Below are 16,661 nucleotides of genomic sequence, written 5' to 3' on the forward strand. Positions count from 1 at the left end.
AAGAGAGCTTTTTTGTTTACTTCTTTTTTTCATCATAGTATTGGACGGGATACATGGAGCCTTCTGATACCATTTTGTTGTCTTCGATATCTTCCGGGTGCGGGTGTCCTGCTTTATCGACTGGAAACGTGTCCATGTCTGGCTGTTTGGTCATTTTCATTTTCATGCTGTGAATGAATTCTCTTGCCTTTTGGCGATTTGACGGGTCTTTTAATAGATAAGAAGTGATGCCTACGGTTGAAACAGCGAGACCTGAAAGTAACAGCTTTTGTTTCATGGTAATACTCCTTTCTATTGTAAGAGTAGTGTTTCCTGTATCATTCCCGTTTTGCTTATGGCTAAACCTATTGTGTTTTTATTATTAATATTTGAAGTAAATTCCATTTAGAAAGAAAGCTAGTGACTTCATTCCTGTATTGGAAGGTAATATACATTGACTTATTATCATTATAAGCCACAATTCGATAAATATTGACAAAGTGAAGTAATCAGAATAATAATATAATTGGCAAGATAATGTCATCATACATGAAAGGTGTTTACGATATGAATCAATTGCATCGAAGAATGGGAACGTTTTCCCTCATGATGGTCGGGCTCGGATCGATGATCGGTTCAGGCTGGCTGTTTGGGGCTTGGCGTGCGGCCCAAATAGCAGGACCAGCTGCTATTATTTCATGGATTATTGGAATGGTCGTGATTTTATTTATTGCTCTTTCTTACAGTGAATTAGGTTCTATGTTCCCTGAAGCCGGGGGAATGGTAAAATATACGCAATATTCACACGGTTCGTTTATCGGATTTATCGCAGGCTGGGCCAACTGGATTGCGATTGTGTCCGTTATTCCGGTTGAAGCGGTGGCCTCTGTTCAATATATGAGCTCGTGGCCTTGGGAATGGGCGAAATGGACAAGCGGTTTAGTGAAGAATGGAACGCTGACTGGGGAAGGACTCGCATTTGCCTCTGTATTGCTTCTCATTTATTTTCTGCTGAACTACTGGACAGTCAATCTATTTTCCAAAGCGAATTCATTCATTACGATTTTTAAAATCATTATTCCGGGTCTGACAATTGGTGCTTTGCTGTTTGTTGGGTTTCACGGAGAAAACTTTACGGCCGGTCAAAGCATTGCGCCGAATGGCTGGGCGAGTGTGCTGACGGCTGTTGCAACTTCCGGTATCGTCTTTGCATTTAACGGTTTCCAAAGTCCGATCAATATGGCGGGTGAAGCGAAAAATCCGGGAAGATCGATTCCGATTGCGGTTGTCGGCTCCCTAATCGTTGCGACAGTGATTTATGTACTGCTGCAGGTAGCCTTCATCGGAGCGGTGAATCCTTCTGATATCGCTCACGGCTGGAGCCATCTGAATTTTAATTCTCCTTTTGCTGATTTGGCGATTGCGCTGAATATTAACTGGCTTGTCATTGTGTTGTATGCGGATGCGTTTGTGTCACCGTCTGGCACAGGGATTACGTATACAGCGACAACGTCCCGCATGATTTACGGAATGGAGAAAAACAAATACATGCCGAGTATATTCGGGAAGCTTCATCCGATTTACGGCGTTCCGCGCCAAGCGATGTTTTTTAACTTGATTGTTTCGTTCATCTTTTTGTTCCTGTTCAGAGGGTGGGGCGTGTTAGCGGAAATTATTTCTGTCGCCACGTTAATTTCGTATATCACCGGCCCGATTACAGTAATGACTTTGAGACGGACGGGGAAAGACCTTTACAGGCCTCTTCGTTTAAAAGGCTTAAGTGTGATTGCGCCGCTTGGGTTTATCTTTGCGTCGCTGGTGCTGTATTGGGCACGCTGGCCGTTAACAGGACAGGTTCTGTTTATTATCCTGATCGGTCTTCCAATTTATTTCTATTATCAGGCGAAGGCGAACTGGAAAGGGTTTGGCCAAAACTTTAAGGCCGGCGTCTGGATGGTGTTTTATCTGCTGGTCATGATGTTTATATCTTATTTGGGCAGTGATAAATTCGGCGGCCTGAATGTCATTCATTACGGCTGGGATATGGTTCTGATTGCGGTTGTATCACTTGTATTCTATGTGTGGGCGCTGAAGAGCGGCTATCAGACAGAATACTTAAAGGATGCGAAAGAGATTAATTCTCAGTTGTTTAACGGACAGTCAGAAGCTGCTGCTGGAAAAGAATAAATGAAAAACCTTGCGCTGTGGGCGCAAGGTTTTTTTGTGCCGATTTGGTCATTGTCAGGCGCAAAATGTTACACCAATGTAAATGTGGTTTGGACTTAAAAGGCCCATTGTTAAGTTAGTGTAAATTTGTCCGGGGATTCATTTACAATCATATGAACTTGAAACATAATCGTAGGGAGTTTTGCTGAATATGTCGAGACAGAGGTGAAAGCGTTGGCGATTGATGTACAAACATTACTGTTTGAGTTTCTCGGGGGTCTTGGTATTTTCCTGATTGGGATTAAGTTCATGGGAGACGGACTTCAGAAATCGGCTGGAGATAGATTAAGAAATATTTTAGACCGTTTTACAAGCAATCCACTGATGGGCGTATTGGCAGGGATCATTGTGACGGTTTTGATTCAGAGCAGTTCCGGAACAACGGTTATCACTGTAGGGCTTGTCAGTGCAGGCTTTATGACGCTTCGCCAGGCCATTGGCGTCATTATGGGAGCCAATATTGGAACAACGGTTACTGCGTTTATTATCGGAATTGACATAGGGGCCTATGCATTGCCGATTATTGCTGTCGGCGGATTTTTACTGTTTTTCTTTAAGCATAAAAATGTGCAAAATGCGGGCCAGATTGTGTTTGGGTTCGGGGCATTGTTTTATGGGCTGGAGCTAATGAGCGGCGGCATGAAACCGCTCCGTTCACTTGAGGCCTTTCATGATTTAACTGTTAGTATGAGCACCAATCCGGTTCTGGGTGTTGTCATTGGGACTTTGTTTACGGTTCTCGTGCAAAGTTCCAGTGCCACGATTGGTATCCTGCAAGGTTTATTTTCAGATGGGCTGATTGATATTAACGGCGCGCTGCCGGTGTTATTCGGGGATAATATCGGGACGACGATCACAGCGGTGCTTGCGTCTCTTGGCGCATCTGTTGCAGCGAGACGTGCAGCGGCTACTCATGTGCTGTTTAACCTTATCGGAACAGCGATTTTCCTGATTTTGCTTAAACCGTTTACAGCACTAATCTTATCGCTTCAGACTTCGATGGGGCTTGATCCGAAGATGACGATTGCTTTCGCACACGGAATCTTTAATACAACCAATACGATTATACAGCTTCCTTTTGTCGGGTTATTGGCTTTGATCGTAACAAAGCTGATTCCGGGCAAGGATTCAATGGTGGAATACAAGTCACATCTTGATCCGATTTTTATCGAGCAATCTCCATCTATTGCTCTCGGACAAGCAAAAGAAGAAGTGCTGCAAATGGGGAACTTTGCGGTGCAGGGGCTGGAGGTTACAAAACAGTTTTTAGTGACAAAACAGACAAAATACGCGGCGAATGCTTATCAGATAGAGGATGCGGTTAACAATCTTGACCGGAAAATTACCGATTATTTGATCGAGCTTTCTTCAAGTTCTCTCTCAGAGCACGAGTCTGAGGAGCACCATATGCTGATGGACACCGTCAGAGACATTGAAAGAATCGGCGACCACTTCGAAAATGTGATTGAACTGATTGAATATCAGCAGGCGCATCGTGTGGTTATCACTGAATCTGCCATGGCGGATTTAACGGAAATGATGGATTTGACGATTTCTACTGTGAAGGCGTCTATGGAAGCATTGCACCACAATGATGTGAAGATAGCTGAACAAGTCATTGAAAAAGAAGATGATATTGACAAAATGGAACGGAAGCTTCGAAAAAAGCATATTATCCGTCTGAATGAAGGGCTGTGCACTGGACAAGCAGGCATCGTCTTTGTTGATATGATCAGCAACCTGGAGCGTATCGGAGATCATGCGGTGAATATTGCTGAAGCGGTTATTGGTGAAAATCAATAAGAAAAAGCTTAGAATCCTAGGATTCTAAGCTTTTTTGTAGTCTTTTTTAACGTGCTGGAAGACATCAGGGTAATTTGTGAACACTCCTGTCACTCCCCAGTCAAGCAGGCGGCGCATATCTGCTTCTGTATTGACTGTGTAAGGATGGAGCAGTAGGCCGTGGCTGCGGATCATGCTGACGTTTTCAGCATTCAGTGCTTTATAATCCGGACCCGCGCCGACAGCGTATGTTTTGATTTCTTCCAGGTCAGCATCTGTCATTGACGCCATTTGTTTGGCTTCCAGCAATTGAACGGTCGGCAGGTTTGGCTGTAATTGATGGATTTTTACCAGGCTTTCTTTGCTGAACGATTGAATGATTACTTGGCCGGGCTTAGCATGTTTGCCTAGTAATTTATGTTTCTGTAAAGAAGTGATCAGTTTTTCTTCCATGCCTGGGTAGGTGTCAGGCGATTTTGTTTCAATGTAGTAGTTCGCGTGTTTTCCGAAACGGTTTAATACTTCGTCTAATGTAGGAACTTTAAGGCCGGCGTACTTTCGCTTTGCTTTTTCCGGATAGGCTTCATTAAACCAAGAACCTGCGTCAAGTTTCTTAATGTCTGCAAGCGTATGGTCTTTCACCCAGCCCGTTCCGTTTGTGGTGCGGTCCAGTTTTTCATCATGCATGACAATCAATTTGCCGTCTTTTGTCATTTGCAGATCCAGTTCAATATAGTCTGCTTTCATTTTCTGAGCGGTTTCGTAAGACAGGATCGTGTGCTCAGGCACATATCCGGAAGCCCCTCTGTGTGCAACCGTCAGGATACGGTCAGGTGACAGCAGGTTTCCTTTTGATGCTGCCGACACTGGTGTTACCATAAATGAGAGTAAGCCCAGCGACAGAAGAACCAGGGCCAGTATTCTATTTTTTCGCATGATTTCTCCTCCTTATAGATAGGCAGTACCTGTCTTTCATATTAAAAAACAGTTGTAAACGGCGTGTTGGAAAACTATTAATCTTTTATGTTTCTTTCTTAAACGTGCTCAGCCCGTTTTCCTGTATTCCACGTCATAGCTAAAAAGACGATAGCAAGAATGCAGGAAGAGATCAGCATAATAAAGCCGCCGTTCCAATCAAACCGGTCAACGACAAAGCCCATAATGGCGTTGGCAAAGGCCGATCCGCCAATGTATCCGAAAAATCCGGTCAAACCGGCTGCAGTTCCGGCTGCTTTTTTGGGCGCGAGATCAATCGCTTGCAGGCCGATCAGCATAACAGGTCCGTAGATTAAGAAGCCAATGCTGATCAGGGCGATGTTGTCTACCAGCGGATTGCCGGCCGGATTCAGCCAGTACACCAATACGGCAATGAAAACGCCCGCCATAAACAAAACGCCTGCCGGTGCCCGGCGGCTTTTGAAGAATCGGTCACTGATCCATCCGCACAAGATTGTTCCCGGTATGCCGGCGTATTCGTAAAGAAAATACGACCAGCGCGAGTCTTCAGGAGAAAAGCCTTTGGCTTCTGTTAAGTAAGTAGGCGCCCAGTCAACCACGCCGTACCGCACGAAATAAACAAATACATTGGCAAACGCGATGTACCAAAGAAATTTATTGTTCAGTACATATTGAAAAAGAATTTCTTTTGTTGTTAATTCTTTTTCCTGATTTTTAAAAGCGTGTTTTGGATAGTCATTCCGATACTCTTCAATTGGCGGAAGTCCGCAAGATTGAGGTGTATCGCGCACCAATAAAACAATCAAAAATGAAATGATAATGGCAATGATGGCAGGGAAGAAAAACACGCTTTTCCAAGTCACGAACATCGCGATGCCAAGAGTGACAAGCGGTGCGAGAATTCCGCCGCCTATGTTATGGGCGACATTCCAGATCGACATTTTGGTGCCGCGTTCACTAATGGAAAACCAATGGGCCATCGTCCTTCCGCATGGCGGCCAGCCCATTCCTTGAAACCATCCGTTGATAAACATAAAGATAAACATGATGGTGACGCTCGAAGTCACCCAAGGCATTGAAACGAAAAGGATATTAACAATTGCTGATAAAAATAAGCCTGTCGCGAGAAAATACCTTGGGTTACAGCGATCAGACACCATGCCCATAATAAATTTGCTGAATCCGTACGCAATCGACACAGCGGCCAGCACTAAGCCCAGTTCTGTTTTTGAAAACCCCTGTTCCTGCAGATAAGGAATGGCAAAGGCAAAGTTTTTCCGCAGCAGGTAGTAGCCTGCGTAGCCGATGAAAATACCAATGAATACTTGCAGCCTCAGTCTTTTATAAGCCGCATCCGTCTTTGAATCATCCAGTCTCTCAATATGAGGAGCCGGTTTAAATATTTGAAACATCAAAATCATCCTCCTTTGCTGTTTGTGCTGGATGTGTGGTGTGCCTCCTTTCTGAAAAATAAAAAGAGCCAGAAAACACCCCTTGTTAAAAAGGGGATTGATTCCTGGCTCTCCTCATCTCCATCCAAGCTATTAACTTATCGTGATAGCGCTTTCTTAAATTATCATAGTCCGGAGTGAATGTAAACGGGTAATTTTCAAATTGGATTTTAAAATTCTTCTTACTTATTGCGGTTATGTTTTTTTGCAGGCAGCATAAAAATTTGGAGGGAGGCTGTTGCAGGTGGATGAATTAGATATTGCATTCGGTATTTTACCGTTAGGGATTATATTGATATCGGTTGCCGGGACTTGTGTTTGTAAAAACGTGTATCTCATGCCTTTGCTTAGTCTTCTTATTTCGTTAGTGCTCACTTTTACCATTTTTAACGAATCATTTTTAGGGTGGGTTGTTGTCTATAGCTTGGTTTCGCTGGCTTTATCCTATATCACATTGATTGTGATCAGGAAAAGAAAAGCTTCAGGAAAATGAAAATGCCCCACTTTCTAACATATCGTTGACTATGGCAACTATATTTGATTATAATTGACTTAATCAACGATATAAGAAAGTGGGGATGAGTTTGAAAACCAGCGAATCAACTGTCGGACTAAAATTCAGAAAGTTCAATCGATTCTACACAAATGTTCTTGGCTTCCTTAATGAGCACATTTACGACAGCCCGTTTTCCTTAACAGAAACACGGATTTTATTTGAGATTTATAATACGCCTCATTGTACGGCAAAAGCCCTTCAGGATAAGCTTGGGCTTGACCGGGGATATGTCAGCAGGATTTTGAAACAGTTTGAAAAAGAAGATTTGATCTATAAACAAAGGAGCAAAGATGACGCCCGCCACCATTATATTTATGTCACGGAAACGGGGAAAACGATTTATAAAAAGCTGGAGGAGAAAGCCAACGAACAAGTGGAACTGATGCTGAATGAAATTGACCAAAAGGACCAGCACAAGCTTGCGGAAGCGATGGCAGAGATTGAAGCGATCCTTTCACAGTCGCTTTCTTCCAGAACGCCAGACATATCGATTAGAGATTATTTTCTTTCGGATGATCTTCAGCTTCTCATCGAAAAACAGAGACACTTTTATGCGGAGGCTCATGGCTGGGACGACACGTTTTTAGCTTATCTTCATGAGACCTTTGATGCGGAAATCGAAAACATATGGATCGCGGAAAGCGGCGGGAAATTTGCCGGGTGTGTCGGGTTGGTCAAACATGATGAAAAGACAGTGCAGCTCAGATGGTTCCTGGTTGATGCCGCTTTTCGAGGCAGAGGGCTCGGCACTCAATTAATGGAGCATCTACTTGCATACTGCCGAGAAATGAAGTTTGAACGCATTTTCCTTTGGACGGTGAGCACCATGGCTGAGGCTCGTCCGCTCTACGAAAAGTTTGGATTCAGGGTAAGTGAAGTGAAAAAAGAAGCGCCATTATGGGGACAGCGTCTGACAGAAGAACGGTGGGATCTGGAGCTGTCATGAAAAGACTGCACTATGCTTGGATCATCGTGTCCGTCACCTTTTTGATCTTATTGGCCGTTCAGGGCGTGCGTCTGTCGTTTGGTGCATTTGTGGAGCCATGGGAACGGCAGTTTTCAATGGATAGAGGCACCATCTCGCTGATTTCTACGCTGAGTTTTATTGTTTATGGCATATCACAGCCTGTGATCGGGCGGCTTGTGGACAAATGGGGTGCTCGGGCAGTTTTGTCATGGAGTGCGTTACTGACAGGAGTCAGCATTTTCTTAACATACTTTGTCACTTCGCCTTGGCAGCTGTTTCTGCTTTATGGGCTGGGTGTCTCGCTTGGCGTTGGCGGAGCGTCGAATGTGGCTGCAAGTGTATTGGTCGTCAATTGGTTCAGCAAAAAGCGGGGACTAGCTTTTGGGATCATGGAAGCAGGCTTTGGCGCTGGGCAAATGCTTCTCGTTCCCGGCTCACTCATGCTGATCCATTGGTTTAGCTGGAAGCTGACGGTTGTGGTGTTGGGGTTGCTGTTAATGGTGATTGTCTTTCCGGCTGCACTGCTGCTGTTGCGGAATAATCCTTCAGAAAAGAATGCAGAGCCAATAGGCGGGCTGGCTGATGAGGAAAAAGAAACAGCACCAGAAACAACAGCTCTTTCAGTGACTGGGATGTTTCGCATGAAGCAATTCTGGTTTTTGATTTTGCCGTTTTTGATTTGCGGATTTACGACCGTTGGGCTGATGGATACCCATTTGATTCCCTTTTCTCACGATCACGGCTTTTCAACGACAGTCACAAGTGCGGCTGTCAGTCTGCTCGCCGGCTTTAATATCGCTGGCATCTTACTGTCCGGAATTGTAGCGGACCGGTGGAGCAGCCGGAAAATCCTGTGCTTTTTATATGCGGTGCGCGCGCTGTCGATCGTGATTCTGATTTACAGCCACGAGCCCTACTTGCTGTTAGCCTTTGCCATTTTGTTTGGATTAGTGGACTTCGCAACGGTAGCACCGACTCAGATGCTCGCCACCCAGTACTTTCAAAACTACTCGATCGGCCTCATGATCGGCTGGCTGTCACTCGCCCATCAAATCGGCTCGGCACTCGGCGCGTACGTGCCCGGCGTCATCTATACTGTAACGGGTGAGTATACACTGGCTTTTTATTTGTCGATTGGGATGCTCGTGCTGGCGAGCGTGATGAATGCGATGCTTAGGGAGCCCGCGGCGGTCACACGTGACAGTGCGGCTGTGGTGGAGAAGGTGTAAAGAGAGGAAGAAGGAGCATCTCTGATGTTGGGATTATTCAGAGATGCTTTTTTTGTATTTTTGTTCTAATACGAAGTCAATCATTCCGACAATGCGGGTGTTTTCGGATTTTTGTTTGAAGCGCTCAGAGATTTGAACTTTTCTTGAAAATGGGAAAACACCAAATACCCAGATAAGGCCAATTAATACAAAAAACATTTGTACTCCCATTTCTATTAAATCATTATAATGAGAACTGAAAAAATAAATATACAACGTTATTAATGTCACTGTAAATATGATTTTGACAGTGTGTTTGAATGTGAGTTGTGGTTCAATTAAACACACTTTCATTTGGTTGAGTGTGAGAGAGTCTTGTTTCATTAAGTAAGAAAGTAAATCATTGTCATTTTGGGCGATTGGATGCAATTCGGTTTCTATTTTCTTCGTGATTTCCTGATACTTATGTATATTACTTTTCATACAGTATACCCCTTTTTTAAGAAGAACTCCATGAATCCCTAAAGGACTCATGGAGAAACAATATTATTTAAAAAGTGCTAAAAATGTACGGAAGAGTACTGCAGCAGCTCCCATTTCAGGGCCTACCGTTAATACTAAAGCACCAATCCCAGCAACAATCAAGATACCTGTACCTGCCACAACCATGTTGTTGACAATAGTATCCCAATCTGGTGAGTAGACTTCCTCAGTATCTGGTAAAGTAAAGTGCTTCTGTTTTATTTTAAACGTAATCGTAGTCGTAAGTCCAGTTGTGGCACTGTCACCTACTGGAATATCAGGGGTATAGATTTTAACTTGAATATTTAACGATTGGGCGGTTGGATTTACATAAACCTCCAGATAACCATTCCGAACTGATAAGCTGAGACTGTTTAAAAGGTTTTGATAAGAGTCAATTTGTGACGCAGTGAGAGACGTTTGTGTGTCACCCAATAAACCCGTGATATAGGCACCTGGTTTACCATTTGTAATGGTAATTGTATTTGGTGATCCTTCACTTGGGATGGTTGCCAGAAGTGAAGTGGATAGAATGATATCCAACTCCGGTGATGTAAAAATGGTTTCTGTCGTATCGAATTCAAACATCGCGTTTGCCAGACTTGTTAGATTTTCTAAAGCTGGAATGGTAGATACAATGTCTGTCAGTGTACGCAGTCTTGCATCATATACCGGATCAGACGGCGGATTTACATTGCTTGCACCTGAGTCTCTTCCTGAAAATCCGTCTTTATCAATCCCGATGCTTCCAGAGCCGCTTCCGATTGTTCCTTCATAAAATTGGTCAAAGGCCCAGTTATTTGGCATCGGATAACCGAGATTGCCGCTAAATCCAGTTGACATATTTGCCACAAAACTATATTTTGTCAGTCCTGCTTCTGATGTGCGGATACAAATGTTTCTGGGTCCGTAAACCCCAATTTCATATTTAGGTGCGGTTGAAAATGTCTGCATTTTTGTAAATGCTGACTTAATCTCTTGAAAATAAGGGATGATTTTATCGGTCACTTCATAATCGTATGCATCAAAGTCGACGGCAAAATAAATGGTCGTGCCTGACGGGAAACCTAATCTTCGAGCCGCTGAAGCAGCGCTGTATGCATCTCTTGTGCCTTGGTCTTTTACAAAATAAGAAGATTCATAGCCACCGTCTTGATAAATTGGAAAAACCTTTAATCCGGCATCAACAATAACTGAAAGTTCTTTAGACGTCAGGGCCTTCGAAGTAAGGCCATTGCTTGTCCGCACATTTCCGGTCAAATATCTTCCAACTGTTTTATAACCGTTATTCCGCAGTGTCCGAGCTTTTTCTGCTGTTATTATTGTAGCAGTGTCACAAGCAGAAGCGGTCCGTGTTGTGTCTCCTGAGCTTGATAATAAAGCTTTGATGGTTGGCATGTCGGCATAACCTGTTTGAGGCAGGCACATGAACGCTTGAAATGCTTTAACGGCTGAAACAACACCGACGCCATATTTGCCGTCAAACTCACCAGGATCGAATGATTTTCCATTGCAATAAAGGGCGTACTGCACAATTAAAACAAAGCCTGTTCTTGAATCACCGGGAGTTAAAGTAGGGCATAAGCTTGTTGTGCCGTTTCCGAAAAATCCATTGGCGACACTTGTGCTCATGCCTTCTTCTTTTTGCAAAGCATAAATAAGGGCCTTGTTGGTATCGCGGGCATACAGTCCGTCACAAGGCATTAAACCGATATAGTCATTGTAGTCCCGGTTTAAGTTTTGTTGAATCTGACGGATTCTTGAATCGCCCCCAGACACTAGCTTAAAAGCGCTCATGTCCAATAAGGCTTTCATGATCAACGTGGTGACAATCCCATCCTGTGTTGTCAGTCCTGCAGCTTTCTGAAATTCTTTCACCGCATTTTCTGTTTTTTCGTAAAAGACGCCTGTAAAACCGCCAGGGTTAAAGCCTTTGCACCATAAAGCACCCTGTAAAATAAAATTCATGTTGCTTGGTTCTGAATCTGGAGCTTGGCGTTTAAGGGGCTTAAATAAGCGCTGTGTTGTCGGTCCGAAGTTATCAGCCGGCTCCGAGATACCCAGTTCAATTTGAAGCGCACGAGTCAGACCGTAGATTGTATCCCACCCAGTTTTCCCGCTTTCTTCTACTGGGTTATACCCGTGTTTGCCGCTGTACGTTTCGTTCAGCCACTGCTGTGTGATTAAGACCATTTCATCAACCATTTCAATTCCTCCTTAGATCGCGTTCATTTATAGGTGGCAAACGTAGGACAAAATAAAAAATGGATGCCGTTAAGCATCCATTTTACATCCGTTCTCCATCAGCTTCGCCTTCGGTTTCAGCTCTGAAATGTAGAGGCCTAAAAGTGTAAGCGCACCTCCCAGAAGAGCGATCCATGTCATGTTTTCGTGCAGGATCAGGATGGAAGCGGCGATTGTGATGACCGGGACCATGTAAATATACGCGCTGGATTTGACGGCCCCGAGCACACTGACTGAGTAATTCCATGTGGCGAAGCACAGGGCGGAAGCACCGATGCCGAGAAAGAGCATATTGAGTACATTTGAAGCGGATGAAAATCGGCTCAGGTCAAAATGGAAGTCGAACAAAAATAAAGCGGGAACCATAAACAACAAACCGTACAAAAACACTCTCTGTGTCAGCTCGATGATGTGATAATCGTACGCGCTTAATTTTTTCATGAAAATCGAGTAGCCTCCAAACACGAGAGCGGCACCGACTGCCATGATGTCTCCGAACGGATTCAGACGCAGTACGACATTGCCGTTGAACGTAATCAATAAAAGCCCGATCAGTGCTGCCCCAAATCCAATGAAAAAAGTCAGCCGCAATTTTTCGCCTTCAAGCAGAAAGTGAGCCAGTACAGCAGTAATCATCGGGATAATGGACACAATCATGCCGACATTTGAAGCGTATGTATACGTAAGGGCTATATTTTCTAATAAAAAGTAAAGTGTTACGCCAAATAAACCTGCCCCGGCAAATAACAGCTCATGCCGCCAGTTTTTGAATGGAATCATTTTGGGACGTACGAGAATAAGAGCAATAAAGCCCATCAAAAACCGGTAAAATAATATTTCCATTGGCGTAAAATCAGCCAGCAGCACCTTTGTCGAAATAAAGGTCGTCCCCCAAATCACAATGGTCACAATGGCTGCGGTATGCCCGGCCGTTTCTCTTTGTGTGCTCATCTTTGAAGCTCCTTTTCAAAAATCTTCATGTATTGCTTCGGCGTCAGCCCCACCTGCCGTTTGAAAAACTTCGTCATATGGCTTTGATCGCTGAATCCTGTCTGAAATGCCGCATCGATCGGTCTTACCCCTTGTTCAAGGAGTTTTTTCGCTTGATTAATCCGGATTGTCTCCAGGTAGCTATTAGGCGTAATTCCTTTTTGTTTTGTAAATGAACGCAATAAATGATATTTGCTCCATCCTGTTAATTCACTCAAATCATTGAGCGTAACGTTCTCAGCGTAATGTTTTTCTAGAAATCCGCAAACCATTTTGACTTCGTCGGATGGTTCCGGAATGCTGTTGAGGAACGTGACGTCTGAATAACGGCGGATCAGCTCTTCCAGCAAATGAAGAAACAGCTCCTCCTTGCGCAAAGCCTGCTTTTCCTCGGAAATCAGAATGTGCAATTCCTGCAGGCTGGATGTCAGCTCGTGGCGGAATAACACATGCTTGGAGAAATAAGGGAGATGCCCGGCGCCAGTAATCTCTTCCACTGCCTTCTCCATAACATCCGGCATCACATTGATACACCGATAATCAAGCGTCTGCCCGTCAATCTGCTCACAGCTATGCGTGTCACGGGGGTTAAAGAGGAGAAGATCACCTGGATTGATGATATATTCTTGATCTTGGCAGGCCAGATACCGCTGTCCTTTTTCAATAAAGCCAATCACATAATAATCGTGGAAGTGGTTCGGGAATTTTTGCATAATCCCCTTGAAGCGGTAGGCTTCTATATGAAGATGCGGGTCAAGTTGCAGTGTTCGGGTTTCGTTTTGCATGGGATGCCTCCTGTCGGTGTGGTGGTCTTGGGTTAAGTGTAGCATGATTTTTAGGGATTTCTTGTATGATGTTGCTGTTTGGAATAGAGAAAGCAGACCCGTTATTGGTCTGCTTTCGATTAAGAATGCAAAGATTTTTATTCTTCAATAATAACTTTATCTGCACAACACTTGTGAATATTTTTTGCTCAAGATACAAATTAAGGCCGTTATTATTTTGTCTTTTTAATAAAAATTTATTTTTCGAATATTTCAGTTATAATGGTTGGGAAACAGATAGGAGGGGCAAAGATGTATCAATCAAAGAAGGTTTTATTGTTAGGTTCAGGTGAGTTAGGAAAAGAGGTAGTGATTGAAGCCCAGCGTCTTGGGGTACAGACGGTGGCGGTTGACAGTTACAAGCATGCTCCGGCGATGCAGGTCGCGCATAACAGCTATGTCGTTGATATGCTGGACCGCGAACAGATCAGAACCATTATTGAGAAAGAAAAGCCGGATTTGATTGTGCCTGAGGTTGAGGCCATTGCGACGGATGAATTGCTGAAGCTTGAAGAGGAAGGGTTTCACGTCATTCCGAATGCGCGTGCGGCGAAGCTGACGATGGACCGTGAAGGCATCAGACGGCTAGCGGCGGAAACGCTCGGACTTGCGACCGCTGGCTATGAATTCGCGAATACATATGAGGAATTTGTACAAGCGGCAGCTCAGATCGGCTTCCCTTGTGTCGTTAAACCATTGATGAGTTCTTCTGGAAAAGGCCAAAGCGTGTGCCGCTCTGAAGCAGATTTAGAGAGCTGCTGGGAGACGGCGATGGAAGGCGGAAGGGTGAAAAACGGCCGCGTGATCGTTGAGGAGTTTATTCCATTCGAATCAGAAATTACGCTCTTAACCGTACGTGCGGTAAACGGCACGACATTTTGCGAGCCGATTGGTCATGTGCAAAAGGACGGAGATTATATCGAATCATGGCAGCCTCATCATATGACAGAACAGCAAATGGAAGAAGCGAAGCATATTGCGAAAGCCATTACAGATGAGCTTGGCGGATACGGCCTGTTTGGCGTTGAGCTGTTCCTTGCGAAAGATAAGGTGTATTTCAGTGAGGTATCACCTCGTCCGCATGATACGGGCCTTGTCACGCTGGTGACGCAAAATTTGTCAGAATTTGCGCTGCATGTTCGTGCGATTCTCGGCTTTCCGATTACAGAAATCACACAGCTTTCTCCTGGCGCCAGCCGGCCCCTCAAAGCACCGAAAGAATCAGCGGATTACACTGTTGAAGGACTGGAAAACGCACTGGCAGTTCCGAAGACACAAGTTCGCGTATTTGGTAAGCCGATAACGAAAGCCGGACGCCGTATGGCGGTTGCGCTTTCTGCGGCTGATACAGTTGAAACAGCGAGAGAGAACGCAAAGAAGGCGTTGGATCAGCTATCTATAAAATAAAATTTGAGCGGGCCTTGTCTTCGACAAGGCCTGTTTTTTTTCATCCTCCATAAAAGTTTTATCATAAGAATCAGAAACCTGATTATAATGTAAAAGTCTTCCATCAATAAGGGTGGTTGACACAAAAGGAGGGAGATGACAAAATGAAATTAGTTTCAACATTCAGAAAACAATGCTTTGCTTACTTAACGGTTTTGTGTTTGGCTTTGGCAGCTGCGGTATCTATCGGAGTACCGGCAAAAGCGGCAGAGAACCCGCAAACTTCTGTTTCCAACACCGGTAAAGAAGCTGATGTCAAGAAAAACCAAACGTCAAAAGCAGAACAGGTTTCCGCCCCTTATGAGGGAACCGGGAAAACAAGTAAATCGGTATACGGCCAAACGGAACTGGAAAAAAACATTAAATCCTTACAGCCTTCAAGTATCATCGGAACCGATGAACGCACTAGAATCTCCAGTACTACGTCTTTTCCTTACAGAGCAACTGTTCAACTGTCAATCAAGTATCCCAACACCTCAAGCACTTATGGATGTACCGGATTTTTAGTCAATCCGAATACAGTCGTAACGGCTGGACACTGTGTGTACAGCCAGGATCACGGATGGGCTTCGTCGATAACCGCCGCGCCGGGACGCAATGATTCGTCATATCCATACGGAACTTATTCTGGCACGATGTTTTACTCCGTCAAAGGATGGACGGAAAGCAAAAATACCAATTATGATTACGGAGCTGTTAAATTAAACGGTTCTCCTGGAAACACGGTTGGCTGGTACGGCTATCGGACAACAAACAGCAGCAGTCCCGTGGGCCTTTCCTCGTCAGTGACAGGGTTCCCGTGTGACAAGACGTTTGGCACGATGTGGTCTGGTACAAAGCCGATTCGTTCCGCTGAAACGTATAAGCTGACCTATACAACTGATACGTACGGTTGCCAAAGCGGCTCGCCAGTTTATCGAAACTACAGTGATACAGGGCAGACAGCTATTGCGATTCACACGAACGGGGGATCGTCATATAACTTGGGAACAAGGGTGACGAACGATGTATTCAACAATATTCAATATTGGGCAAATCAATAAATACAGCAAACTAGCCATTTTCATATCTATTTTGTTTTTATGCGGATGCAGTTCACAGACGCATTCTGCTCAGAAAGAAACGGCTATTCCTGTTACACTTCATGTGGAGGATGCCAAGGGGCTGCCGGTCGAAGGGGTTCAAGTGACGATCGTTAAAGCACCGGCCTCAGACCAGGAGCCGAGTACAGAGATTGGCGAGATACTCGGTAAAACAGACAAAAACGGAGACATCAAATGGGACACCGGCAAAAAAGGTGACTACTCCGTCGCATTGACGAAGAGTGAAAAATCAGTAACCCATCACATCTCATTAACAGAGGATAAAAAAGATAAGGTTATTCCTTTAGTTTTCAAAGAATAGGCGGTTTTCCTGATTTTAAGGGAAATTGCCTTTTTTTATTTTCACAGGAAGCCAAGCTATATACTGGAAATTTATAATATGAGATAATAAGAAATAGGCATTTTT

The 16,661-nt window shown here is 44.3% G+C and carries 15 protein-coding genes; 8 read left to right on the forward strand and 7 right to left on the reverse strand.

Annotated features, from left to right (window positions below):
* Positions 1-16 precede the first annotated feature (16 nt).
* The gene (locus CVV77_RS14510) at positions 17-277 is read right to left on the reverse strand and encodes a hypothetical protein (RefSeq protein WP_003241409.1); all 261 of its coding nucleotides are present in this window, start codon (positions 275-277) and stop codon (positions 17-19) included.
* Positions 278-546: 269 nt separating this feature from the next.
* Between CVV77_RS14510 and CVV77_RS14515 the strand changes: the two genes are divergently transcribed.
* Both CVV77_RS14515 and CVV77_RS14520 read left to right on the forward strand, forming a co-directional pair.
* Positions 547-2,166: a glutamate/serine transporter AimA gene (locus CVV77_RS14515; protein WP_100275726.1), complete on the forward strand. Its 1,620-nt coding sequence runs from the start codon at positions 547-549 to the stop codon at positions 2,164-2,166.
* A 213-nt stretch (positions 2,167-2,379) separates the two neighbouring features.
* Complete coding sequence (locus tag CVV77_RS14520; RefSeq protein WP_019257333.1) at positions 2,380-4,008, forward strand: Na/Pi cotransporter family protein; 1,629 nt, start codon at positions 2,380-2,382, stop codon at positions 4,006-4,008.
* A gap of 24 nt (positions 4,009-4,032) precedes the next feature.
* Here CVV77_RS14520 and CVV77_RS14525 read toward each other — a convergent pair whose 3' ends face one another.
* Both CVV77_RS14525 and glpT read right to left on the reverse strand, forming a co-directional pair.
* Entirely contained in the window at positions 4,033-4,923 is an 891-nt protein-coding gene (locus tag CVV77_RS14525) for a glycerophosphodiester phosphodiesterase (RefSeq protein ID WP_100275727.1), read from the reverse strand.
* A gap of 98 nt (positions 4,924-5,021) precedes the next feature.
* Positions 5,022-6,356, reverse strand: coding sequence for a glycerol-3-phosphate transporter (gene glpT / locus CVV77_RS14530; protein ID WP_100275728.1), 1,335 nt, complete (start codon positions 6,354-6,356; stop codon positions 5,022-5,024).
* Positions 6,357-6,639: 283 nt separating this feature from the next.
* Here glpT and CVV77_RS14540 point away from each other — a divergent pair, with 283 nt between their 5' ends.
* The 3 genes from CVV77_RS14540 (at position 6,640) to CVV77_RS14550 (ending at position 9,147) form a co-directional block, all read left to right on the forward strand.
* Positions 6,640-6,888 (forward strand): YbeF family protein, encoded by a 249-nt coding sequence (locus CVV77_RS14540; protein ID WP_100275941.1) that lies wholly within the window; start codon positions 6,640-6,642, stop codon positions 6,886-6,888.
* 91 nt (positions 6,889-6,979) lie between these two features.
* Complete coding sequence (locus tag CVV77_RS14545) at positions 6,980-7,897, forward strand: bifunctional helix-turn-helix transcriptional regulator/GNAT family N-acetyltransferase (protein WP_100275729.1); 918 nt, start codon at positions 6,980-6,982, stop codon at positions 7,895-7,897.
* Positions 7,894-9,147, forward strand: a complete 1,254-nt coding sequence (locus CVV77_RS14550) for an MFS transporter (RefSeq protein WP_100275730.1) — start codon at positions 7,894-7,896, stop codon at positions 9,145-9,147. The genes CVV77_RS14545 and CVV77_RS14550 overlap by 4 nt, the downstream gene beginning before the upstream one ends.
* 33 nt (positions 9,148-9,180) lie before the next feature.
* Here the strand turns inward: CVV77_RS14550 and CVV77_RS14555 are convergent, their stop codons facing one another.
* From CVV77_RS14555 to CVV77_RS14570, 4 genes are all read right to left on the reverse strand, one after another.
* Positions 9,181-9,609 carry a hypothetical protein gene (locus tag CVV77_RS14555; RefSeq protein WP_142397319.1) on the reverse strand — a complete coding sequence of 143 codons (429 nt, stop codon included), beginning with the start codon at positions 9,607-9,609 and terminating at the stop codon, positions 9,181-9,183.
* Between the two features lie 63 nt (positions 9,610-9,672).
* On the reverse strand, positions 9,673-11,853 hold the full coding sequence (locus CVV77_RS14560) for a glycoside hydrolase domain-containing protein (RefSeq protein WP_100275731.1): 2,181 nt from the start codon (positions 11,851-11,853) through the stop codon (positions 9,673-9,675).
* 69 nt (positions 11,854-11,922) lie between these two features.
* The gene (locus CVV77_RS14565; protein WP_100275732.1) at positions 11,923-12,843 is read right to left on the reverse strand and encodes a DMT family transporter; all 921 of its coding nucleotides are present in this window, start codon (positions 12,841-12,843) and stop codon (positions 11,923-11,925) included.
* Positions 12,840-13,667, reverse strand: a complete 828-nt coding sequence (locus tag CVV77_RS14570) for an AraC family ligand binding domain-containing protein (RefSeq protein WP_100275733.1) — start codon at positions 13,665-13,667, stop codon at positions 12,840-12,842. Before CVV77_RS14570 ends, CVV77_RS14565 begins: the two co-directional genes overlap by 4 nt.
* Before the next feature lie 291 nt (positions 13,668-13,958).
* On the opposite strand from CVV77_RS14570, the gene purT reads away from it, so the two are divergent.
* The 3 genes from purT (at position 13,959) to CVV77_RS14585 (ending at position 16,556) form a co-directional block, all read left to right on the forward strand.
* The gene (purT, locus tag CVV77_RS14575) at positions 13,959-15,113 is read left to right on the forward strand and encodes a phosphoribosylglycinamide formyltransferase 2 (RefSeq protein WP_250622084.1); all 1,155 of its coding nucleotides are present in this window, start codon (positions 13,959-13,961) and stop codon (positions 15,111-15,113) included.
* Positions 15,114-15,256: 143 nt separating this feature from the next.
* On the forward strand, positions 15,257-16,195 hold the full coding sequence (gene mpr / locus CVV77_RS14580; protein WP_100275735.1) for an extracellular metalloprotease Mpr: 939 nt from the start codon (positions 15,257-15,259) through the stop codon (positions 16,193-16,195).
* On the forward strand, positions 16,158-16,556 hold the full coding sequence (locus CVV77_RS14585) for a YbfJ family protein (protein WP_100275736.1): 399 nt from the start codon (positions 16,158-16,160) through the stop codon (positions 16,554-16,556). The genes mpr and CVV77_RS14585 overlap by 38 nt, the downstream gene beginning before the upstream one ends.
* The last annotated feature ends 105 nt before the right edge of the window (positions 16,557-16,661 follow it).

It is taken from the genome of Bacillus sp. SN1 (genome assembly GCF_002796895.1).
In the GTDB taxonomy this organism is placed as follows: Bacteria; Bacillota; Bacilli; order Bacillales; family Bacillaceae; genus Bacillus; species Bacillus inaquosorum.